The sequence below is a fragment of the Kytococcus sedentarius genome (genome assembly GCF_041937525.1).
Classification (GTDB): domain Bacteria; phylum Actinomycetota; class Actinomycetes; order Actinomycetales; family Dermatophilaceae; genus Kytococcus; species Kytococcus sedentarius_A.
The window spans coordinates 1,214,236-1,234,606 of the sequence record NZ_CP169391.1; the positions used below are offsets into that span (position 1 = coordinate 1,214,236).

General features: G+C 72.8%; 20 protein-coding genes. 2 read left to right on the forward strand and 18 right to left on the reverse strand.

From position 1 onward, the window contains the following. Positions 1 to 2 precede the first annotated feature (2 nt). The 3 genes from ACEY2A_RS05670 to ACEY2A_RS05680 all read right to left on the reverse strand — a co-directional run bounded on the left by ACEY2A_RS05670 (position 3) and on the right by ACEY2A_RS05680 (position 1,880). Positions 3 to 647 (reverse strand): M23 family metallopeptidase, encoded by a 645-nt coding sequence (locus ACEY2A_RS05670; RefSeq protein WP_374929886.1) that lies wholly within the window; start codon positions 645 to 647, stop codon positions 3 to 5. 32 nt (positions 648 to 679) lie between these two features. Continuing rightward, on the reverse strand, positions 680 to 1,483 hold the full coding sequence (locus tag ACEY2A_RS05675) for a TIGR02569 family protein (protein WP_374929887.1): 804 nt from the start codon (positions 1,481 to 1,483) through the stop codon (positions 680 to 682). Positions 1,484 to 1,544: 61 nt separating this feature from the next. Beyond that, positions 1,545 to 1,880, reverse strand: coding sequence for a hypothetical protein (locus tag ACEY2A_RS05680; RefSeq protein WP_374929888.1), 336 nt, complete (start codon positions 1,878 to 1,880; stop codon positions 1,545 to 1,547). 132 nt (positions 1,881 to 2,012) lie between these two features. Here ACEY2A_RS05680 and ACEY2A_RS05685 point away from each other — a divergent pair, with 132 nt between their 5' ends. Then, positions 2,013 to 2,927: a 3-methyladenine DNA glycosylase gene (locus tag ACEY2A_RS05685; RefSeq protein WP_374929889.1), complete on the forward strand. Its 915-nt coding sequence runs from the start codon at positions 2,013 to 2,015 to the stop codon at positions 2,925 to 2,927. A gap of 3 nt (positions 2,928 to 2,930) precedes the next feature. On the opposite strand, the gene ACEY2A_RS05690 is transcribed toward ACEY2A_RS05685, so the two are convergent. From ACEY2A_RS05690 to ACEY2A_RS05710, 5 genes are all read right to left on the reverse strand, one after another. Next, positions 2,931 to 4,052, reverse strand: coding sequence for a branched-chain amino acid aminotransferase (locus tag ACEY2A_RS05690; RefSeq protein ID WP_374929890.1), 1,122 nt, complete (start codon positions 4,050 to 4,052; stop codon positions 2,931 to 2,933). A gap of 63 nt (positions 4,053 to 4,115) precedes the next feature. Continuing rightward, a complete protein-coding gene (locus ACEY2A_RS05695) occupies positions 4,116 to 5,072 on the reverse strand; it encodes a hypothetical protein (RefSeq protein WP_374929891.1) in 957 nt (318 codons plus the stop codon). Beyond that, positions 5,069 to 6,124, reverse strand: a complete 1,056-nt coding sequence (locus ACEY2A_RS05700) for a 2-hydroxyacid dehydrogenase (protein ID WP_374929892.1) — start codon at positions 6,122 to 6,124, stop codon at positions 5,069 to 5,071. The genes ACEY2A_RS05695 and ACEY2A_RS05700 overlap by 4 nt, the downstream gene beginning before the upstream one ends. A 49-nt stretch (positions 6,125 to 6,173) precedes the next feature. After that, a complete protein-coding gene (locus tag ACEY2A_RS05705) occupies positions 6,174 to 6,668 on the reverse strand; it encodes a histidine phosphatase family protein (protein ID WP_374929893.1) in 495 nt (164 codons plus the stop codon). Further along, entirely contained in the window at positions 6,668 to 7,204 is a 537-nt protein-coding gene (locus ACEY2A_RS05710) for a class F sortase (protein ID WP_374929894.1), read from the reverse strand. The genes ACEY2A_RS05705 and ACEY2A_RS05710 overlap by 1 nt, the downstream gene beginning before the upstream one ends. On the opposite strand from ACEY2A_RS05710, the gene ACEY2A_RS05715 reads away from it, so the two are divergent. After that, the gene (locus ACEY2A_RS05715; protein ID WP_374929895.1) at positions 7,176 to 7,766 is read left to right on the forward strand and encodes a hypothetical protein; all 591 of its coding nucleotides are present in this window, start codon (positions 7,176 to 7,178) and stop codon (positions 7,764 to 7,766) included. The two genes, ACEY2A_RS05710 and ACEY2A_RS05715, sit on opposite strands and share 29 nt — an antisense overlap. 77 nt (positions 7,767 to 7,843) lie before the next feature. On the opposite strand, the gene gatB is transcribed toward ACEY2A_RS05715, so the two are convergent. The 10 genes from gatB to ACEY2A_RS05765 form a co-directional block, all read right to left on the reverse strand. Continuing rightward, positions 7,844 to 9,409 carry an Asp-tRNA(Asn)/Glu-tRNA(Gln) amidotransferase subunit GatB gene (gene gatB, locus ACEY2A_RS05720; RefSeq protein ID WP_374929896.1) on the reverse strand — a complete coding sequence of 522 codons (1,566 nt, stop codon included), beginning with the start codon at positions 9,407 to 9,409 and terminating at the stop codon, positions 7,844 to 7,846. Positions 9,410 to 9,411: 2 nt separating this feature from the next. After that, positions 9,412 to 10,935, reverse strand: coding sequence for an Asp-tRNA(Asn)/Glu-tRNA(Gln) amidotransferase subunit GatA (gene gatA / locus ACEY2A_RS05725; protein WP_374929975.1), 1,524 nt, complete (start codon positions 10,933 to 10,935; stop codon positions 9,412 to 9,414). A gap of 104 nt (positions 10,936 to 11,039) precedes the next feature. After that, positions 11,040 to 11,336: an Asp-tRNA(Asn)/Glu-tRNA(Gln) amidotransferase subunit GatC gene (gene gatC, locus ACEY2A_RS05730; RefSeq protein WP_075867416.1), complete on the reverse strand. Its 297-nt coding sequence runs from the start codon at positions 11,334 to 11,336 to the stop codon at positions 11,040 to 11,042. A 10-nt stretch (positions 11,337 to 11,346) separates the two neighbouring features. Next, positions 11,347 to 11,961 carry an AAA family ATPase gene (locus tag ACEY2A_RS05735; protein WP_374929897.1) on the reverse strand — a complete coding sequence of 205 codons (615 nt, stop codon included), beginning with the start codon at positions 11,959 to 11,961 and terminating at the stop codon, positions 11,347 to 11,349. Positions 11,962 to 11,983: 22 nt separating this feature from the next. Continuing rightward, positions 11,984 to 12,412 carry a glutaredoxin domain-containing protein gene (locus ACEY2A_RS05740; protein ID WP_374929898.1) on the reverse strand — a complete coding sequence of 143 codons (429 nt, stop codon included), beginning with the start codon at positions 12,410 to 12,412 and terminating at the stop codon, positions 11,984 to 11,986. 3 nt (positions 12,413 to 12,415) lie between these two features. After that, positions 12,416 to 14,692, reverse strand: coding sequence for an NAD-dependent DNA ligase LigA (ligA, locus tag ACEY2A_RS05745; RefSeq protein WP_374929899.1), 2,277 nt, complete (start codon positions 14,690 to 14,692; stop codon positions 12,416 to 12,418). 109 nt (positions 14,693 to 14,801) lie between these two features. Further along, on the reverse strand, positions 14,802 to 16,187 hold the full coding sequence (locus ACEY2A_RS05750) for an NAD-dependent succinate-semialdehyde dehydrogenase (protein WP_374929900.1): 1,386 nt from the start codon (positions 16,185 to 16,187) through the stop codon (positions 14,802 to 14,804). Between the two features lie 173 nt (positions 16,188 to 16,360). After that, positions 16,361 to 17,491 carry a tRNA 2-thiouridine(34) synthase MnmA gene (mnmA, locus tag ACEY2A_RS05755; RefSeq protein WP_374929976.1) on the reverse strand — a complete coding sequence of 377 codons (1,131 nt, stop codon included), beginning with the start codon at positions 17,489 to 17,491 and terminating at the stop codon, positions 16,361 to 16,363. 80 nt (positions 17,492 to 17,571) lie between these two features. Further along, complete coding sequence (locus ACEY2A_RS05760) at positions 17,572 to 19,014, reverse strand: DUF222 domain-containing protein (protein WP_374929901.1); 1,443 nt, start codon at positions 19,012 to 19,014, stop codon at positions 17,572 to 17,574. A gap of 112 nt (positions 19,015 to 19,126) precedes the next feature. Continuing rightward, positions 19,127 to 20,347, reverse strand: a complete 1,221-nt coding sequence (locus ACEY2A_RS05765) for a cysteine desulfurase family protein (RefSeq protein WP_374929902.1) — start codon at positions 20,345 to 20,347, stop codon at positions 19,127 to 19,129. Positions 20,348 to 20,371 lie beyond the last annotated feature (24 nt).

The window sequence follows — 20,371 nt, forward strand, 5'->3', positions numbered from 1 at the left end:
GTCTACGGACGGCTGGGAGTGCCGGGTTCCACGACCTCACCGTTGTGGGGCATGCGTCCGTGGATGGTGATCTCCACCGGCCGGGCGGTGGTCGGGTCGGGGCTGGTCATGGCCTGCACGTGCAGGTGGGGCTCGGTGCTGTTGCCGGAGTTGCCGCACTCGGCCACCTGCTCGCCGCGACGCACCTTCTGCCCGGCCACGACCCGCAGGCTCCCTCGCCGCAGGTGGCACAGCGCCACCACGGGGCCGTCCTCGCTGGCCAGCCGGACGTGGTTGCCGGCCAGTGCGGGCCAGCCGCCCGCGGCCCGGCGCTGCTGACCCAGCGCGTAGGCGATGGAGGGCAGGCCGCGGTGGGCCGCGTGGTCGGGGTGTTCGTCGACGGCGGCCAGGACGGTTCCCGACACCGGCGCCAGCACCGGCCTACCGAAGCCGGTGAAGTGCTCCGGCCGCTCCGGGGTGACGAGGGTCCGCCAGGTGATGCGACCGGTCCGCCCCGCATCGTCCACCGGCACCAGGTCCACCGCGAGCGCACTGGCGAACAGTTCCGTCCCGTGACTGGGGACCCGGTCGGCCGGGCTGTGACGCACCGTCCACCGCCCGGCCAGGGGGTTGGCCAGGTCGAGCGGGCCGGGCTGCGGCGACGTCACCCGGCCATCGTGGCAGAGGATCGAGGCCGTCCTCAGACGCCCAGGATGCGCGTCGCCCGCTCATGACGCGCCGCCTCATCGTGCAGGTCGAGGCCGGCCACGCCCGCCTCGACCATGGCCTGCGTGGTGAGGAGGCGGAAGAGCAGGGCGCGAGCAACAGCGGGCACCGGGACTGCAGTGTCCTCGAGGAAGTGCCGGTCCGCACCCCACCACATCAGGAGGTCCGCGACGACCACGCCCTCGGCGTACGACGGAGGACGCCAGTAGGGAGAGATGTCGATGATGGCCGGTGGCTGCCCAGCGGCAAGCATCACGTTGCCGGTGAGGTCCGCGTGCACGAGCTGGCTCTCTCCCAGGGGCGCCTGCATCGTCGCAAGTCGGCGTGCGACAGGAGCCAGGACCCCTGTGACAGCCGGTCGTTCCTCCGCCCACGCCAGTCGATCCGCACGCGCCCACCAGTCGTGCCGGCTGTCCAGAAAGGAGGGTCTCGGCACCTTCGCCACAGCACGGTGGAAGGCCCTCCCGCCCTCCAGGACTGGGAGCCAGGTCGTCCGGTCGGACAGATCCGCATCACGGCCGGCGAGACGGCGCTGAGCCATCCACCCATCACAGGCCACCTCGCCGCCACGGGTCCGGACGGGGTCCGCACAACGGAAGCCCGTCTGCTCCATCCCTTCGATCACCTCCACCAGCCACGTTTCAACGTCTCCCACGCCGGGCTTGAGAACCAGATCTCCGCAGAGCCACGTGGTGCCCTGCCCACCGCTGAGCAGCTGTGGTCTGCCGCGCCCGCCGAAGGCTTCCAGCACGTGGGTGGGCGGCGGTTTGGTGCTCATGGCCTCAGCCTCGCCGGTGGTTCGAGGGGCGGGCAACCGTGATTCCCACGGGCACGCCCCCTCAAGACAGGTACTGGCCCCCGAAGTCCCTCAGGAGTTCGGCGTCCCCCCCGGTGACGACGTAGTGGTCCCCCGCGACAACCGGCCGTCCCAGAGGGTTCCCGGCAGGGCCACTCGTCACGGTGATGACGAACATGTTCTTCCCGCCCTCCCCGTTCTGACAGGTGAACACCCATTCCGCCTCACCCTGATCGAGGTCCTCCAGGTGGCTGCACTCACCCGACTCGGCGACGCTCTTCGCCAGCCCGCGTGCTTCCTTGAGCGAGCTGGGCGCGGCATCAAGGGGTGTCTCGGAGCCGCACGAGACGGTCAGCGGGAGCAGGGAGAGAAGCGCCACGGCCCCCCATGATCTGTGCGACATGCGGGGACGCTACACCGCACGCGAACGAGCGGCAACGGTTCACACCGTCCCGTCCGCCCGCGCGCTGGCACCCGGCGGTGGTGGCGCCCCCGCCTAGACTGCTGGGCGATGTTCCCCTCCCCCACTCCCCCGTACGTGGCCCTCGATGCGCCGGCCCCGCTGGAGGTGCTGCCCCGGGAGGACTGGCAGGCCCGTGCCGCCGCGCACGCGGCGCGCGTGGACGCCATCGCGGGGCCACACCTCGAGCGTCGGGCCAGCGGGGAGAAGCACCCCGTGGAGGACTTCCTCTGGGTGTACTACCGCTGGCGCCCCGCCGAGATCGCCCGCTGGCACCCCGGCATGGGTGTGGCACTGTCCGATGCGGGTGAGCGCGCCACGTGGAAGGACCACCGGCTCGTCGGTTCCGCCGTGACCGTGGACGCCGCCGCCTTCCTGGCCCGCCGCGGCGATGCGGTGCGTCGCTGGCACCTCATCCTGCAGGCCACCGCCGGGCGGACGGCCCGCTTCGGGTGCTTCGGCCTGCACGAGTGGGCGATGGTGCACGGCCTGGACGCCGACGACCGGCGCCACGGCGGGGTGCCGCTGCGGCTCGGCCGCGAGGGGACCGATGCGGTCACCGAGAGCCACACCATCGCGTGCAGCCACTTCGACGCGTTCCGGTTCTTCACCGACAGCTCCCGCGAGCTCAACACCCTGGCCCCCGGGCCGGATGACCGGACGGCCTTCGAGCAGCCCGGCTGCCTCCACGCCACGATGGACCTCTACAAGGTGGCCGCCACCCTGGGTCCGCTGGTGCCCGGTGAGCTGCTGGTCGAGTGCCTCGAGCTGGCGCGGGACGTGCGCGAGCTGGACATGCGCGCCAGCCCCTACGACCTGACCGGATGGGGCTACGAGCCGGTCCGCATCGAGACCCCCGAGGGCAAGGCCGAGTACGTCGGCGCGCAGCGTGGGTTCAGCGAGCGGGGGCAGACACTGCGCGCCCGGCTCGTCGAGGTGACGAACCGGGCGCTGCAGGACGGGTGACGCTCAGACCAGGCGGTGCAGCCAGCCCTTGGTGTCCTCGGCGCGGCCGTACTGGATGTCCGTCAGCGTGGTGCGCAGCTTCATGGTCACCGGGAAGGACTCGTCCAGCTCCTCCGACCGGTCCTCGCCCCCGACGGTCCAGGTCTTCTCCGGGGTGCGGAACGAGCCCACGGGCGTGATGACCGCGGCGGTGCCACAGGCGAACACCTCGGAGATGGTGCCGTCGGCCACGCCGGCGCTCACCTCATCAAGGGAGATGGGGCGCTCCTGCACGTCGTGCCCCAGGTCGCGGCCCAGCTCCACCAGCGACATGCGGGTGACGCCCTCCAGGATGGTGCCGGAGGTGGGCGGGGTGACGATGGAACCGTCGGCGAACACGAAGAACAGGTTCATGCCACCCAGCTCCTCCACCCACTTCTCCTCGCGGTCGTCGAGGAACATCACCTGCGCGCACCCGTGCTCGGCGGCCTCCACCTGGGCAGCCATGGACGCGGCGTAGTTGCCACCGCACTTGGCGAAACCGGTGCCACCGAAACCGGCGCGGTGGTAGTTCTGCGAGACCCAGATGTCCACCGGCTTCACACCGGAGGGGAAGTACGGGCCCGCCGGGGAGGCGATGACGTAGAACTGGCTGGCCTTGGCCGGACGCACCCCGAGGAAGGCCTCGGTGGCGATCTGGAAGGGACGCAGGTACAGGGACGCCTCGGAGCCGTCGGACACGTCCGGCACCCACGCCTCATCGAGGGCGGTCACCTGGCGGATGGCCTCCAGGAAGGTGTCCTCGGGGATCTCCGGCAGGGCCATGCGGCGGGCGCTGCGGCGAATGCGCTCGGCGTTCTTCTCCGGGCGGAAGGTCCAGATGCTGCCGTCGGCGTGACGGTAGGCCTTCATGCCCTCGAAGATCTCCTGGGCGTAGTGCAGCACGCAGGCCGCCGGGTCCAGCGCGATGGGCCCGTACTCCACCACGCGACCGTTGTGCCAGCCGTCGGCCTCGGTGTGGTCCACCACGGCCATGTGGTCGGTGAAGTGCACACCGAAACCGGGATTCGCCAGCACCTCCAGGCGGTCTGCCTCCGAGGCCGGGGACTCACTGGGTGCGACGACGAACTCGGTGCTGGAAGCCATGGGTTCTCCTTGGTGCGGGATCAGGGACGGGATCAGGGGCGGGGTCGAACTGATGGGGTGAGGCTACCGGGAGCCGCCGAAGGCCTCACCGAGACGTGCGTGCCGCGCCGCGGCCTGCGCGTCGTCCTCGAGGGGTGCCGTGCGGCGGGCCCGCGAGCGCGGGGCGGGGCCGGTCACGGCGGCCAGGGCGTCCCGGTGCGGAGCAGCCACCGAAGGCCGCGCGCCCTGCTCGGTGAGCCGGTCGAACTCGGACTGCAGCCGGTGCAGCACGGCCAGGTCGGCCACCACAGGGTCGAAGCCCTGGGCCACCAGGGCGTCACGCCCCGCGGCCAGCACCGCCTCCAGCACCGGGGTCACCCGGGTGTCCGCGAAGTCCGCCGCCGCAGCCCAGTCCAGGGCGTCCACCCCGATGGCCGCGGCCCGTGTGGCCCCCACGACGTCCGCGTAGGCCACGGCCAGCCGCTGCTGCTGGTCACCGCGGGCGTCCGGGGCCGATGGGGTGCGCCTCGCCGTGAGCGTGCCGGCCAGGTCGTGCCCGGCGGCGCTCCCCCGCGCCACGACGGCCACCACCGCCGGGGCGCCCCGGCCGTCCACGTACGCCTGCCGGGTGGCCACGGGCTCCCCCAGCACCTCCACCAGCAGGATCACGCCCCGGTGGCGCACCACCGAGGACCGCAGGGCCCGCCCCGCCGCCGCGGAGGTCAGCACCACCACGTGGTCGTCGGTCAGGGCGGAGGCAACCTCGGTGAGGTGCTCGGTGCCGAGCACCACCACCTCGCTGTCGGTCACCGCATCGAGAACCGACAGGGTGAAGAAGCCCTCGGCCTGCGCGGCGTGGGCCTCCTCACTGCCCTCCGGGGCGCCCACCCGCACGTCCACCCCGGAGTCACGCAGGTTCTGGGCGTGCAGCTCGGCGGTGGCGTCGAAGCCGACGACGGCCACCTCCCGGTCGGCGATCACACCGCGGTCGGCGTCGAACGGCCCCCACCAGGCGGTGGAACCGGACTCAGGCGTGCTCACGCGGCGTCCTCCTGCTCGGGCTGGGGTGCGCGCACCACGTTGGCGAGCTCCTCGGCATCGGCCAGGCGCTGCAACTGCGCCCCGATGAGGTCCAGCTGGCGGTCGTCCATGCCCGCCGTGGCGCTGGCCAGGTGCGGGGTCAGGTAGATGCCGGGCGTCGAGAAGATCGGGTGGCCCTCGGGCAGGGGCTCCGGCGCGGTGACGTCCACGGCCGCGCGGATGTGCCCGGAGGCCGCCGCGTCCACCAGGGCATCGGTGTCCACCACCGGGCCGCGGGCCACGTTCACCAGCACCCCACCGGCGGGCATGAGCTGGAACTCGCGCTCCGACATCAGCCCCTTGGTGTCGGGCGTCAGCGGGGTGATGAGGATGACCACGTTGTGCTGGGGCAGCAGCTCGTGCAGCTCGTCGATGGGGCGCACCGCCTGCACGTGCTCGTCCCCCGGGCGGGCGCTGGTGGCCACCGCCGTGACCTCCGCGCCGAACGCCGCCACGCGGCGCGCGATGGCCTTCCCGATGGCGCCGTAGCCCACCACGAGCACCCTGGACTCGTGCAGCGACCGCTGCTTGGCACGCCACGCCGGCCCGGTGCGCTGCTCCCAGCGCCCCTCCACCTGCGCGTCCCGGAGGGTCTCCAGCGAGCGCAGCGCGATGAGGGTGAGCGCCAGCGCGTGGTCGGCGGTGCTCTCCTCGTGGACGCCCTTGGCGTTGCAGATGCCCACCGGCGCCGGCAGCCGCTTGTCCAGGTGCTCGTAGCCGGCGCTCAGCGCCCACGCCCAGCGCAGGTGCCGCTGGTCGGCCAGGTGGGAGACCGCGTCGGGGGTCATGGCGAACTGCGGCGGGACGGCAGCCACCAGCGGGGCGTCCGGATCGTCCTGGCGGGCGTCGGCCAGGTCCCAGTGCTCCAGGCGGACGGTGCGGGCCGAGCCGGTGACCTCTCCGGCGGGGCCGCCGAGGGCCTCGACCCACCCCGGGGTGGGCACCGTGACCGTCACACGCTCGGCGGAGGTCGGCAGGTGGTTCACATCGGTCTGCGCTGCGGGGTTGGACACGGCGCCACGCTATCCGAGCAGCCGCGGACGCCGGCAGAGTGGGTGGGCCTCAGCCGATGCGGGTGCCGCACCCCTCGTACAGGTCGGCCCACGGCAGGCCGGCCGGCAGGTCGATGACGCCGACCTGGCCGGTGGACCAGCCCTGCGGGTACCCACCGGTGAGGTGACCCACCAGGGCAGGGATCCCCGGGGCGTGGCCCACCAGGAGCACCCGCTGGCACTCCTCGGGCACGTCACCCAGGGCAGCCAGCAGGTCCGGGACGGTCGCCTCGTAGACGTCGCGGGTGGGCCAGACCTGCTCGGCCGGAAGCTCCGGGAGCTCGGTGGCCAGGGTCTGCCAGGTCTGCGTGGTGCGCACCGCTGGGGAGTGCAGCACCAGGTCGAGGGTCCCCCACATCGAGGCCAGGCGCTGACCGGCGGCGCGGGCCTCCTGCTCGCCGGTGGTGGTGAGGGCGCGCTGGATGTCTGCTCCCCCGGGCGGCGCGGGCTGGGCCTGGCCGTGGCGCACCACGGCGAGCTGACGGGTGATGGTGCGCTCCCCCATCAGGCCGGGGAGGCCAGGACGAACACGTTCACGGCGGAGTGGCCGTCGGTTCGCGGGGTGTCGGGGTCGCAGGTCACCAGGGCCAGCTGCGGGGTGTCGGAGTCGCCCCAGATGCGCTGGTCGCGCGAGAGCTGCACCTTGTCGATGTGCTCCACCAGGTCGACCTTCCACTCACGGGTGCGGCCGTCCGCGTCGGTGGTGGTGAAGGTGTCGCCCTTCTTCACCTCGGGCAGGTGGTAGAAGACGTCCGGCGGGCCGTAGGTGACGTGGCCGACGATCACGCTGATGCCGTTCTCCCCCGGCTTCACCGTCTCGCCGTACCAGCCGGTGATGCCCGGGGGCGGGTTGAGCGTGCCCTTGCTGGTGAGACCCACCTCGGAGACGTCGCGGTCGAAGTCGATGCCGGGGATCGTCAGCCGCGCCGGGGCGGCCACCGGGTCGCCCGGCTTGGCGGGGTTGCCCGGCGCGGTGCTGCTGGGCTCCGGCGACGGGCTGGTGGGTGCCGGCGTGGTGGGCGTGCTGCTCGGCTCCGGCATGGGCGTGGTCGCCTCGGGCGACGGCTCGCTGGGGGCCTGCTCGCTGGTGCTCGAGGGGGCTGAGGGACGCGGGTCGGGCGTGGCGGTGTCCCCCGGGGCCGGGGAGCTCGTGGGCTCCGGGGCCGTGCTGGTGGAGGAGCTGGGGGCCGTGGTACTCGGGCTCGTGGGCGCACTCGACGCCGAGGAGGACGTGCTGGGGCTCGAGGACGCACTGGAGGAGCTGCTCGCGCTGGACCCGGTGGGCTCCGGCGACGAGGACGGCGAGGGCGACTCCCCAGAGGCCTCCCCCTCCGACTCCTGCGAGGACGCGGCCACCACGGGCGAGTGCTCCTCCTCGGGCAATTCGTCGTCCCCGAACCACCCGGCCAGGGCCCCGGCCAGCACCACGCCGCCGGCGCCCACCAGGCCGAGGCCGGCAAAGGTTGCCGTTCTGTTCTGCATGGTCCCTCCCCGGGGAAGTTGTCGCTGGATCTGGCTGCCCAGCCTAACGAGCCCGGCCCGCTGCCGGAACGCCCGTGGCACTGTGCATGGCGATCGTGAGCGGCCCGTGAACCTGCCGTGAACACGGCGTGAGCGCACGGCGAACCGGCGGGGGCCGGCTCACCGTGCGCTCACACGCAGGGTGCTGGAGGGCGGTGCTCAGCCGTTGACGGAGGCGAGGATCAGCTCGCGCACGCGGGCCGCATCGGCCTGGCCCTTCATCGCCTTCATGACCTGACCGATGAGGGCACCGGCCGCCTGCTCCTTGCCGCCGCGGATCTTCTCCACGATGTCGGGGTTGGCGGCCATCACGTCGTCCACGGCGGCCTGCAGCGCGCCGTCGTCGGACACCATCGCCAGGCCACGGGCGTCCGCCACCTCGGTGGGCGAGCCCTCGCCGGCGAGCACGCCGTCGAGCACCTGCCGCGCCATCGAGTCGTTGAGACGGCCCTCGGAGACCATGCCGTCCAGCTCGGCCACGGCGGCCGGGGTCAGCTGCACGGCGTTCGCGTACTCCTCCACGGACTGCCCGGCGTCGTTGGCGCGACGGGCCACCTCACCGGACCACCACTTGCGTGCCCCGGCGGGGGTGGCGCCGGCGGCGATGGTGGCCTCGATGAGGTCCACGGCACCGGCGTTCAGGACGTCGCGCATCTCCAGGTCGCTGAAACCCCACTCGCCCTGCAGGCGGGCACGGCGCACCGACGGCATCTCCGGCAGGGTGCCGCGCAGGCGCTCGACCTCCTCGCGGGCCGGGGCGACGGGCACCAGGTCCGGCTCCGGGAAGTAGCGGTAGTCGTCCGCATCGGACTTGGGCCGGCCCGAGGTGGTGATGCCGGTGTCCTCGTGCCAGTGGCGGGTCTCCTGCAGGATCGACTCACCGGCCTGCAGCACCGCGGCGTGACGGGTGACCTCGTACCGGACCGCGCGCTCGATGCTGCGCAGCGAGTTGACGTTCTTGGTCTCGGTGCGGGTGCCCAGCGGCACCTGCGCCTGCTCGGCGTTGTCCTGGCCCAGCACGCGCTCGGCGCCGGCCCGCGGGCGCAGCGACACGTTCGCGTCGCAGCGCACGTTGCCCTGCTCCATGCGCACGTGGCTCACGTCCAACGCCTTCAGCAGGTCGCGCAGCGTGGAGACGTAGGCACGGGCCACCTCACCCACGCGGTCGCCCGCGCCGAGGATGGGGCGCGTGACGATCTCGATGAGGGGGATCCCGGCGCGGTTGAAGTCCACCAGCGAGTGCGTGGCGCCCTGGATGCGGCCGGTTGCACCACCCACGTGGGTGGACTTGCCGGTGTCCTCCTCCATGTGGGCGCGCTCGATCTCCACGCGGAAGACCTCGCCGTCGTCCAGCGTGACGTCCAGGTAGCCGTCGTGGGCGATGGGCTCGTCGTACTGGGAGGTCTGGAAGTTCTTGGGCATGTCCGGGTAGAAGTAGTTCTTCCGGGCAAAGCGCGAGTACTCCGCGATCTCGCAGTTCAGGGCCAGGCCGATGCGCATGGCGGACTCCACCGCTGCGGCGTTCACCACCGGCAGCGCGCCGGGCAGGCCCAGGCACACCGGGCACACCTGCGTGTTCGGCTCCGCGCCGAACTCCGTGGGGCAGGGACAGAACATCTTGGTGTTCGTGTTCAGCTCCACGTGCACCTCGAGCCCGATCACCGGGTCGAAGGACTCCAAGGCCTTCTCGAAGGGGACGACCTTGTCGCTCGTCTGCGTCGCCATGCTCAGGCCTCCTGGGGGATCGTGGCGGGGACGGCCGGGACGCTGTCGCGCACCGGGGTGGCCCCGGCGGCGGCGTCGGTGGCCTCGATGAGGGCCTCGATGGCCGCGCCCACGGTGTACATGCGCTCGTCGGCACCGGCGGGGGCGATGACCTGCAGACCAGTGGGCAGGCCGTCCTCGGGTGCGAGCCCCATCGGCAGACCCAGAGCGCAGTTGCCCGCCAGGTTCACCGGGATGGTCGCGATGTCGTTGAGGTACATGGCCAGCGGGTCGTCGAGCTTGTCGCCCAGCGGGAAGGCCGTGGTGGGCGCCGTCGGGGAGAGCAGCACGTCGCACTGCTCGAACGCGGCCTCGAAGTCGCGCTGGATGAGGGTGCGCACCTTCTGGGCCTTGCCGTAGTAGGCGTCGTAGTAGCCCGACGAGAGGGCGTAGGTGCCCAGGATGATGCGGCGCTTGACCTCCTCGCCGAAGCCGGCGTCGCGGGAGGCCGCCATGACCTGCTCGGCGGAGGGGGCGTCCACCCCATCGGGACCCACGCGCAGGCCGTAGCGCATGGCGTCGTAGCGGGCCAGGTTGGACGAGGCCTCGCTGGGGAGGATCAGGTAGTAGGCGGCCATCCCCATCGCGAAGGACGGGCAGGACACCTCCACGATCTCGGCACCCGCCTCACGGAGCTGGGCGATGCGCTCGTCGAAGAGCTGCTTCACGCCGGCCTGGTAGCCCTCCACGTCGGTGAGCTCCTTCACGACGCCGACGCGCAGGCCCTTGAGGGTGCCGGCGCTGTCGTCCAGCCCGGCGCGGGCCGCGGCGGTGGCGGCGGGGGCCGGGGCGTCGATGCTGGTGGAGTCGGCCGGGTCGTGGCCGCCGATGACCTCGTGCAGGGCCGCGGAGTCGGCGACGGTGCGGGAGCACGGGCCGATCTGGTCCAGCGAGGAGGCCAGCGCGATGACGCCGTGGCGCGAGACGCCGCCGTAGGTGGGCTTGGCGCCGACCGAGCCCGTGACGGCCGCGGGCTGGCGGATGGAGCCACCGGTGTCAGAGCCGATGGCGAGCGGCGCCAGGTGCGCGGCCACCGCAGCGGCCGAGCCGCCACCGGAACCACCCGGGATGCGGGTGACGTCCCACGGGTTGCGGGTGGGGCCGAAGGCCGAGTGCTCGGTGGAGGAGCCCATCGCGAACTCGTCCATGTTGGTCTTGCCCAGGATGGGCATGCGGGCCGCCTTGAGGCGGGTCACGATGGTGGCGTCGTAGGGCGGCACCCAGCCGTCCAGCATCCGCGAGCCGGCCGTGGTGGGCAGGCCCTGGGTGCAGGCGATGTCCTTCACGGCGATGGGCACACCGGCCAGCGGGTGCAGCTCCTCCCCCGCGGCGCGGGCGGCGTCGACCTCGCGGGCCGTGGTCAGGGCGCCCTCGGCGTCGACCACCAAGAAGGCGTTGAGCACACCGTTGGTGGCCTCGATGCGGTCGAGGTGCGCCCGGGTGAGCTGCTCGGAGGTGATCTCGCCGGCGCGGAGCTTCTCGGCCATCTCCAGGGCCGTGAGGGTGACCAGGGGGTCCAGGCCCTCGGTGCCCTGCGTCGGGGAGCTGGCGCGCGTGGTGTCAGTGGGGTTGTTCTCGCTCATGGGCGCGCTCACTCCTCGTCCAGGATGCGGGGCACGCCGAAGCGGCCCTCCTCGGCCAGCGGGGCACCCGAGAGCGCCTGGTCCTGCGTGAGGCCGGGGCGGACCTCATCGGGACGCATCACGTTGGTCATGGGGATGGGGTGGGACATGGCGGGCACGTCGTCGGACGCACCGTCGCTGATCTGGGCGACCCACTCGACGATCTGGTCGAGCTGACCGGCCAGGCGGTCGAGCTCGTCCGGCTCGAGGTGGATGCGCGCGAGGTTCGCGACGTGCGCGACGTCATCACGGGAGAGGGCTGACATGGGGCGCAGTCTACGGACGCCGCTGCGGGTCGACGGAGCCGTCCCGGAACCCCTCGGATGCGGGGCCGTGCAGCCAGGTGTGGACCTCCCGCCGCGAGCACAGACGCACCACGGGAAGGTCCGGGTGGGTCTCGCGGACGGTGGCGATGCGGTCGGCCAGCAGACCGTGGGTCCGCCAGGCCCAGCGGATGATGTGCTCGGGGTCGGTCAGGATGTGCCGCAGGGGCCCCTCGACGTTGCCGTTCCACAGCTCGATGCGGCGCAGGCGGCGGTGCAGCGTGCGGCGGGTGACCTGGTGCATCACGGTGGACCGGGGCAGGTCGAGCCACACCAGCAGGTCCGCGCGGGAGGCCAGCAGGGGCCGGACGGCGGTGTACTGCCACTCGGTGACCCAGCCGTCCGCGGCGGCGAACGCGTGGACCTCCTGCGCGAACGTGGGCCGCGGTGTCCAGTTCGGGCCGTGGTGGAGGGCGTCGATCTCGTGGTGGGTCAGACCCCATCGCTGCGCCAGGGCCGCAGCCAGGGTGGTCTTGCCCGCCCCGGAGGCCCCGGCCACCAGGACACGCGAGGCCGGGGGGACGGGGTCGGTGGGTCCCAGCAGGGGACGCGGTGCGGAGGCGTTCACGGGGGAAGTCTGCCCCGGGCGATCAGACGGCCTCGAGGCGCTGCCTCACCAGGTCCGGGGCGGGGTTGGTGTGTGGCTCCCCGTCGATCACCACCGTGGGCACCGTCTCGTTGCCGTCGTTCACCGAACGCACGAAGGCGCGGGCCCCGGCGTCCTGCCAGATGTTCACCCACCGGGCCCGGCGCCCCACGGATCCCAGGTGGCGCCTCAGGCGCGCACAGTAGGTGCAGCCCGGGCGCCAGTAGACGACCACCGGACGGTCGGCGGCGGGAAGGTCCACCACATCGGCATGGCGGGCCGAGCGCCCCCGCCACCACGGGGAGCTGATGGCCGATGCCACCAGGGTCAGCAACCCCAGGCCCAGGGCGGGCAGGACGGCCCCGTCCAGGGCGTACACGACCGTGGCCCACCCGCCGGCGACCAGGGCCAGGAGCCAGAGGTGGCGCTCCACGGGTCAGGCCTCCTCGGCGGGGGTCACACCCTGCACCCGCCCGGTCTCCAGCAGCTCACCGAACTGCTCCTCGGTGAGGATCGGCAGGCCCAGCTCCTCGGCCTTCGTGGCCTTGGAGCCGGCGTTCGCGCCCACCACCACGTAGTCGGTCTTCTTCGACACCGATCCGGCCGCCTTGCCGCCCCGGGCGAGGATGGCCTCCTTGGACTCGTCGCGCGACCAGCCCTCCAGCGACCCCGTCACCACGACGGTCAGCCCCTCCAGGGTGCGCGCGATGGAATCGTCGCGCTCGTCGGCCATGCGCACGCCCGCCGCGGCCCAGGCATCCACGATGGCGCGGTGCCAGTCGTTGCCCTCGCCCTCGAACCACTCCGTGACCGACGCCGCGATGGTGGGACCCACGCCCTCCACCGCCGCGAGCTCCTCGGTGGTTGCGTTGCGGATGGCCTCCATCGAGGCGAAGTGGGTTGCCAGGGCCCGCGCCGCCGTGGGACCGACGTGCCGGATGGACAGCGCCACCAGCACCCGCCACAACGGCTGCTCCTTGACCTGCTGCAGGTTGTCCAGCAGACGCACACCCACCGCGGAGAGCACGCGCCCCTCGACCACTCCCCCGGGCGGCAGCAGGCCCTTGGGGTCGCCCTCCTCGGCCGCCGCCAGCTCGGCCTTCTTCGCCGCCCGCGTGTACAGCTCGGTGCGCAGCAGGTCCTGCGCGGTGAGGTCGAAGACGCCGGACTCGTCGGTGAGCACCCCCGCATCGAGCAGGGCGCCGGCGCCCTCCCACCCGAGGGACTCGATGTCGAACGCACCCCGCCCGGCCAGGCCGAACAGCCGCTCGCGCAGCTGCGAGGGGCACGACCGGCTGTTGGGGCAGCGGATGTCCTTGTCACCCTCCTTGGCCGGCGCCAGCTCGGTGCCGCACGACGGACAGTGGGTGGGCATGACGAACTCGGTCTCGCTGCCATCGCGCAGGTCCGCCACCGGGCCGAGGATCTCCGGGATCACGTCACCGGCCTTGCGCAGCACCACGGTGTCGCCGATGAGCACGCCCTTGCGCTTCACCTCGTGGGCGTTGTGCAGCGTGGCCATGGAGACCGTGGACCCCGCCACCGTGACCGGCTCCATGACGCCGAAGGGGGTCACCCGCCCGGTACGGCCCACGTTGACGGCGATGTCCCGAAGCTTGGTGGTGACCTCCTGCGGCGGGTACTTCCACGCGATCGCCCAGCGCGGCGCCCGGGAGGTGGACCCGAGCTGACGCTGCACCGACACCTCATCGATCTTGATGACGACACCGTCCAGCTCGTGCTCGGCACCCTCCCGGTGCTCCCCCCAGTGGGTGACGTACTCCTGGATCTCCTCCAGGGTCTCCAGCACCGTCGCGTGCGTGGTGACCGGCAGTCCCCAGCCCGCGAGCAGCTCGTAGGCCTCGGACTGCCGGGCGATGTCGAAGCCCTCCCGGGCCCCGATGCCGTGGACGATCATCCGCAGCGGCCTCGATGCGGTGACCCGCGGGTCCTTCTGCCGCAGCGAGCCCGCGGCGGCGTTGCGCGGGTTGGCGAAGGCCGCCTTGCCGGCCTCCACCTGGCGGGCGTTGAGCTCCGCGAACTCCTCGATGGGCAGGAAGACCTCACCGCGGACCTCCACGAGCGGGGGAACGTCGACCGTCGCGGTGTCGTCGTCCGCTGCGTCCGCGGGTCGCGTGAGCCGATGCGGGACGCCCTCGATGGTGCGCACGTTCAGCGTGATGTCCTCACCCGTGCGGCCGTCCCCACGGGTGGCGGCCCGCACCAGACGGCCGTCCTCGTAGGTGAGGTTCACCGCCAGACCGTCGATCTTCAGCTCGCAGAGGTAGTGCAGGTCCGTGGTGCCGGCAGCGTCGCGCGCCCGCTGGAACCAAGCGGCCAGCTCCTCGGTGTTGAAGACGTTGTCCAGGCTGAGCATGCGCTCGGCGTGGTCCACCGCATCGAAACCGGTCTCGAAGACCGGTGCCCCGACCTCCTGGGTGGGGCTCTCCGGGGTGCGCAGTCCCGGGTGCTCCTCCTCGAGCTGCTCGAGCTCGCGGAAGAGGGTGTCGAAGTCCGCATCGCTGAGCGTGGGACGGCCCAGGTAGTAGGCGAACCGGTGCTCGCGCACCCGGCGGGCGAGGTCCTCCCACTGGTGACGGACGCCCTCATCGGGCACGTCGGGGGTGCTGGCGGCCTCCGGCGCGCTGGGGAGTTCGGACTCGTCGGGGGCGTTCTCCTGCTCGGAGCTGGACGTCGTGCGCTGCGGACTCACGGGGACATCCTGCCGCAGGGCACCGACAACCACCGGGTGCGCCGCCCCACCCACACGACGCCGCCCCACGACCAGACGGTCGTGGGGCGGCGTCAGGCCAGGGTCGGGATCAGCGCGAGGCAACCCGGACCAGCTTGTGGTTCGCGAACTCCTCCACGCCGAACGAGGCCAGCTCACGGCCGAAACCAGAGTTCTTCACGCCACCGAAGGGCAGCGCCGGCATGGTGGTGCCGTGCTCGTTGACGTAGGCCATCCCGACCTCGAGGCGGTCGGCCACCTCGGCGGCCTGCTCCTCGTCGGTCGCCCAGACCGACCCGGAGAGCCCGTAGGAGGAGGAGTTGGCGAACTCGACGGCCTCGTCCACGGAGTCGTAGCCGTAGACCATGGCCACCGGGCCGAAGAGCTCCTCGCTCCAGGCGCGCATCTGGGGCGTGATGCCGGTGAGGACGGTCGGCTGCACGAAGGCACCCTCACCCTCCATCGCCTGGCCACCGGTGTGCACCGTGGCGCCCTTCTCGACCGCATCGGTGATCTGCTCCAGCAGGTCCGTGCGGGCCTCCTCGGAGGACATCGGGCCGATCTGCGTGCCCTCCTCCCGGGGGTCGCCAACGGTCTGCTTCTCCACACCGGCAGTCAGCGTGGCCACGAAGTCCTCGAGGTGCGCATTCGGCACCAGGATGCGCTTGGGCGAGTTGCAGGCCTGGCCGGCGTTGCTCATGCGGGCCTTGGCAGCCGTCTTGGCCACGCGCTCCATGTCGGCGTCCTCGAGCACGATCATGGGGTCCGACCCGCCGAGCTCCAGCACCACCTTCTTCAGGTGCTTGCCGGCCTGCTCGGCCACGGCGGAACCGGCGCGCTCACTGCCCGTCAGGGAGACACCGCGGACCCGCGGGTCGGCGATGATCTCGGACACCTGCTCGTTGCTGACGCGCAGGTCGGTGTAGACGCCGCCGGGAAGCCCCGCATCGGTGAAGGCCTGCTCCATGAGGCGCGCGGAGCCGGCGCAGATCTGGGCGTGCTTCAGCAGGATGGTGTTGCCCAGCAGGATGTTGGGCGCTGCGAAGCGGGCCACCTGGTAGTAGGGGTAGTTCCACGGCATGATCCCGAGCAGGGTGCCCACCGGCTCGGTGCGCAGCACGGAACGCTTGGCGCCCTCGGCCTGGTCGAGCTCGCGGTCGGCGATGAGGGCCGGGCCGTTCTCGGCGTACCAGGAGTAGATCGAGGCGGCGAGCTGCACCTCCCCGACGGCCTGCTTGAGCGGCTTGCCCATCTCCAGGGCGATCGCCTCGGCCAGCTCGGCCTCCCGCTCCGCGTAGAGCTCGGCGACCTTCTGCAGGACGGCTGCACGCTGCTCGACCGGCTGCTGGGCCCAGAGGCCGGTGGCCTCGTCAGCCCGGGTGATGAGCTGTCCGACCTCCTCGGTGGTGTGGCCGGGGAACTCCTCGACGACCTCACCGGTGGCCGGGTTCTGGGTGCGGTACTGCTTCTCGCTCACAGGTGCTCCTGTCCCGGGTGGCCGATCGTGGCCCCCGTGTGGCGGGTGCCCACGGATCCGTGGGCGTTCGACGGTGGGAACGAGCGGGCCCGGGGGTCGTGTTCCCGCGGAGCTGCGAGCCACCCACGCACGGATGGGGCGCGGCGGGGTCAGGCGGCGGGACCGCAGGGCGATCAGGCGGCCGGCTCGGGCGCCCGGGAACGGTCCGTGGCCGTGATGGTGGCCGACCCGACCACCCGCGTGCCGTCGTAGAGCACCACGGACTGGCCGGGGGCCACGCCGCGGACCATCTCGTCCAGGTGGACGGTGATGCCCTGGCCCGCAGCGGGCTGTGCGACCACGACCCGCGCCGGGTACTCCGCCCCGTGGGCGCGGATCTGCGCACCCAGCCGGAGCTCGCCGGTGGGCGCCGGGCCACACCACCGGACGTGCTGGGCGCGGATCAGGTCGACGCCGAGCATCTCCTTGGGCCCGACGACCACCTGGTTGGTGGCCGGGTCGGTGCGCAGCACGTACCGGGGCGCGCCGTCCTCGGCCGGCACCCGCAGCCCGAGGCCCTTGCGCTGCCCCACCGTGTACCCGTGCGCACCGCCGTGTGTGCCGAGCACCTGCCCGGCCGGGTCCACGATGTCCCCGGGTCGCTCCCCCAGCCGCTGCGCCAGGTAGGCCCGGGTGTCACCGTCGGCGATGAAGCAGATGTCGTGCGAGTCCGGCTTGCGTGCCACGGAGAAACCCCGCCGGGCGGCCTCCTCACGAATCTGCGGCTTGGTGGTGTCCCCCAGCGGGAAGTGCGCGCGGGCGAGCTGCTCCGCATCGAGCACGCCGAGCACGTAGCTCTGGTCCTTCGCGGCGTCCACGGCCCGGTGCAGCTCCCGGCGGACCCCACCTCTCGCCGCGGGATCCGGGACCTCCACCACCTGCGCGTAGTGCCCGGTGGCCACCGCGTCGAATCCGAGCGCCACGGCCTTGTCCAGCAGGGCGGCGAACTTGATGGACTCGTTGCAGCGCAGGCAGGGGTTGGGCGTGCGGCCGGCCTCGTACTCGGCCACGAAGTCCTCGATGACGTCGCGCCGGAAACGCTCGGCCATGTCCCACACGTAGAACGGGATGCCCAGGGCGTCGGCCACCCGGCGGGCGTCACCGGCGTCCTCCAGGGTGCAGCACCCGCGGGCGCTCTCCCGGAGGGTCTCGGCCGACTGGCTGAGAGCCAGGTGCACGCCCGTGACCTCGTGTCCCGCATCGATCATCCGTGCCGCCGCGACCGCGGAGTCCACGCCACCGCTCATGGCAGCCACCACCCGCAGGCGGCGCCCACTCGTCGGCGAGAGGTCACCACCGTCGGGCAGGCTGCGGCCGCCCGTGGGCAGGGCTGGGGACAGGTCACTCATGAGGCCCACCAGTCTAGGGGCGAGCCGGCAGGGGTCTCCCGGCCGAGGCCCAGATCGGATGGGCCGCCGTCGGATAGGCCACCGACGGGAGGGTCATCCCCCGCGTCCCACACCCAGCGGTTGCCGATGAGCCGGGCCGACAGTCCGTCGCGGTGCACCACCCGGTGGTGTCGGCCGCACAGCAGTGCCAGGTTCTCCACATCCGTCGGCCCGCCGTCGGCCCAGTGCCGCACGTGGTGCGCATGGCACCAACCCGGCGGCCGTGTGCAGCCCGGGAAGGTGCATCCGGCATCGCGCACGGCCAGCAGCGCTCGCTGCTCCGGGGAGGCCAGCCGGGTGGAGCCTCCCAGTTCGAGGGGCGCCGAGTCGGCACCGAGCACCATGGGCACGATGTTCGCGTCGCAAGCCGCCTCACGCAGCTGGGCCGCGGTGAACACCTCCCCGTGAGTACTGGTGCCGAACGTGTCGGGCCCACCGTCCTCGAGCTGCTCGATGCCGCGGCCCCACCCCCGCCGCCGACCGGCCACGGCGCCTGCCAGACGCTCGCGCAGCGACTCCGCGGTGGTGGTGACGATGAGGGTGGTGGACCCAGAGAGGCCACACCCCCTGGCTCCCTGCCCCTCGTGGGCAGCCTGCGCCCGCTCGACCAGCTCCAGCAACGCGTCCGCACGACGCCGAGCCGGCGACCTGGGATCGCGCACGGGCTGCCCGAGGGCGTCCTTACCGGGCTGCGGGGCGGACAGGCCGTCGAGGGCACCTCGCAGCCGCGCCGCATCAGGCTGGTTGAGATCCACCACGAAGCGCACGAGTCCGGTGGGCAGCTGCCGTTCGGTCAGCCCGCTGGCCTCCTTGGCGCGGTCGTCGATGTCATCCAGGATGTCCTCGCCGAAACGCGCAACGATCTGACGCTGCAGGTCGAGCAGCTCCCGGGCGGTCGCGCCGGGCCCCGAGGCCTGCTCCAGGAAGTACCCGAGCACCTCGGACCGGTCGGCACCGGGCAGAACCGGCAGGGTCTTGGCCGTCTCCCGCAGCGCCACGGCGGCGAGGTCCACCGACACACCACCACCCCAGATGGCCTCGCGCACGCTCTGGGTGTCCGGCTCGAGCGTCGCCTCGGCCACGGCGGCCACCCGGTGGGCGCGACCCGGAGCGACCAGGCTGCCCTGCTCCCGCACCCAGGCCGTGGTGGACGCTGCGCGGGACTCGTACACCACTCCCCGGTCCACCGCCTCTGCGGTCACCCCGGTCATCGCGGCCTCACCTGCCCGCACGAGCTCCCCCAGCACTCCGAGCGCCGCCCCGAGATCATCCGACCCCAGCTGCCACAGCCCTTCCCGCATCGCTGCGATCTCGTGGGCCACGGACTCCACCCGCGCCATCAGCTCGAGGACATCGGGCGACGGCATGGCTCCCTCACTGTCGATGGGCTGTGCCGCCACGTCCTCACCCCCTGGCCGTCGTCGTGAACGTGCCTCTCGACCTTCCCCGGGCCGACACCTTGATGCTACACCCAGACGACATGGATTGCAATAGGTGTTCCACAGGTGCCCATCACACCACCGCAGCCGCCCGAGCTCGTTCCACCACCTCCGGCAGCACCGCCAGGGCGCGCTCGGCATCATCCGCGGTCGAGCTCCACCCCCAGGACAAGCGGAGCCCCGAGGCCGCCACCGCCGGCGCCTCCCCCATCGCCTCCAGCACGTGGCTGGGCCGGTTCACCCCCGCGCTGCACGCCGAGCCGGCCGACACCGCGATGCCGTGGCTGTCCAGCAGGAACAGCAGGTCCTCACTCCGACACCCCTCGAAGGTCACGTGGGCGATGTGGTCCAGCCGCTCGGCCCCCGATGCCGTCACGCGCGCTCCGATGCCGGTCGCCACCACCCGCTCCTCGAACGCCTCGCGCAGGCCCCGCACGCGCGCAGCCTCACCTGCGTCCCGCCCCTCCACGGCACGCCCGTCCACCGCCGCGCGCACGGCCGCCGCCATCCCCACCGCGAGCGCCACCGGCACCGTCCCGGACCGCACCCGCCGCTCCTGGCCGCCGCCGAAGGTGGTCGGCGACAGCCCCACGCCACGCCGGGCGACGAGCACCCCGACACCCTGCGGCCCACCGATCTTGTGCGCCGCGAACGACACCAGGCCCAGCCCCTCCAGCGCCGGATCGGCCAGGTCGAGCGGCGCGTGCCCGAGCACCTGCACCCCATCGGCGTGCAGCACACAGCCGCGGTCGCGCGCGACCTGCGCGAGCGCCGCCATGTCCTGCACCACGCCGGTCTCGTTGTTGCCCCACACCACCGACGCGAGCGCCGCCGGCTCACCGTCACCGTCGATCGCCTCCGCCAGTGCCGATGGGGTGAGCACCCCCCTCGCGTCCACCTCCGCCCAGCGCACGGGGGCACCGCCCGCCACGAGGCGTCCCACGGCCTCGGTCACGGCCGCGTGCTCGGTCCGTGTGGTGACCACCGGGGCCGCACCGCCACGCGACGCCGACTCCCCCGCCGCGGCCTCGTAGCCCCCGAGCACGGCCAAGTTGTCCGCCTCGGTGCCACCACTGGTGAACAGCACCTCGCTGGGGTGGCAGCCGAGCAGCTCGGCGACCTCCTCGCGGGACTCCTCCACCCGCCGCCGCGCAGCCCGACCGATGCCGTGCAGCGCCGAGGGGTTGCCCGGCAGTCCCGTCACGGCCGCCATGGCCTCGGTCACCTCCGGGCGCTGCGGCGAGCTCGCGGCGTGGTCGAGGTAGACGAGGTCGGCGGCATCGAGAGCGGACATGCCGCCAGCCTAGGCAGCCACCCC

Excerpts from the sequence above, each read along its gene's own strand:
- gatA (WP_374929975.1), bottom strand. The coding sequence starts at position 10,935 with ATGGCCGAGAAGCTCCGCGCCGGCGAGATCACCTCCGAGCAGCTCACC.
- ACEY2A_RS05690 (WP_374929890.1), bottom strand. The coding sequence starts at position 4,052 with ATGGCTTCCAGCACCGAGTTCGTCGTCGCACCCAGTGAGTCCCCGGCC.
- ACEY2A_RS05675 (WP_374929887.1), bottom strand. The coding sequence starts at position 1,483 with ATGAGCACCAAACCGCCGCCCACCCACGTGCTGGAAGCCTTCGGCGGG.
- ACEY2A_RS05685 (WP_374929889.1), top strand. The coding sequence starts at position 2,013 with ATGTTCCCCTCCCCCACTCCCCCGTACGTGGCCCTCGATGCGCCGGCC.
- gatC (WP_075867416.1), bottom strand. The coding sequence starts at position 11,336 with ATGTCAGCCCTCTCCCGTGATGACGTCGCGCACGTCGCGAACCTCGCG.
- ACEY2A_RS05705 (WP_374929893.1), bottom strand. The coding sequence starts at position 6,668 with ATGGGGGAGCGCACCATCACCCGTCAGCTCGCCGTGGTGCGCCACGGC.
- ACEY2A_RS05710 (WP_374929894.1), bottom strand. The coding sequence starts at position 7,204 with ATGCCGGAGCCGAGCAGCACGCCCACCACGCCGGCACCCACCAGCCCG.
- ACEY2A_RS05765 (WP_374929902.1), bottom strand. The coding sequence starts at position 20,347 with ATGTCCGCTCTCGATGCCGCCGACCTCGTCTACCTCGACCACGCCGCG.
- gatB (WP_374929896.1), bottom strand. The coding sequence starts at position 9,409 with ATGGCGACGCAGACGAGCGACAAGGTCGTCCCCTTCGAGAAGGCCTTG.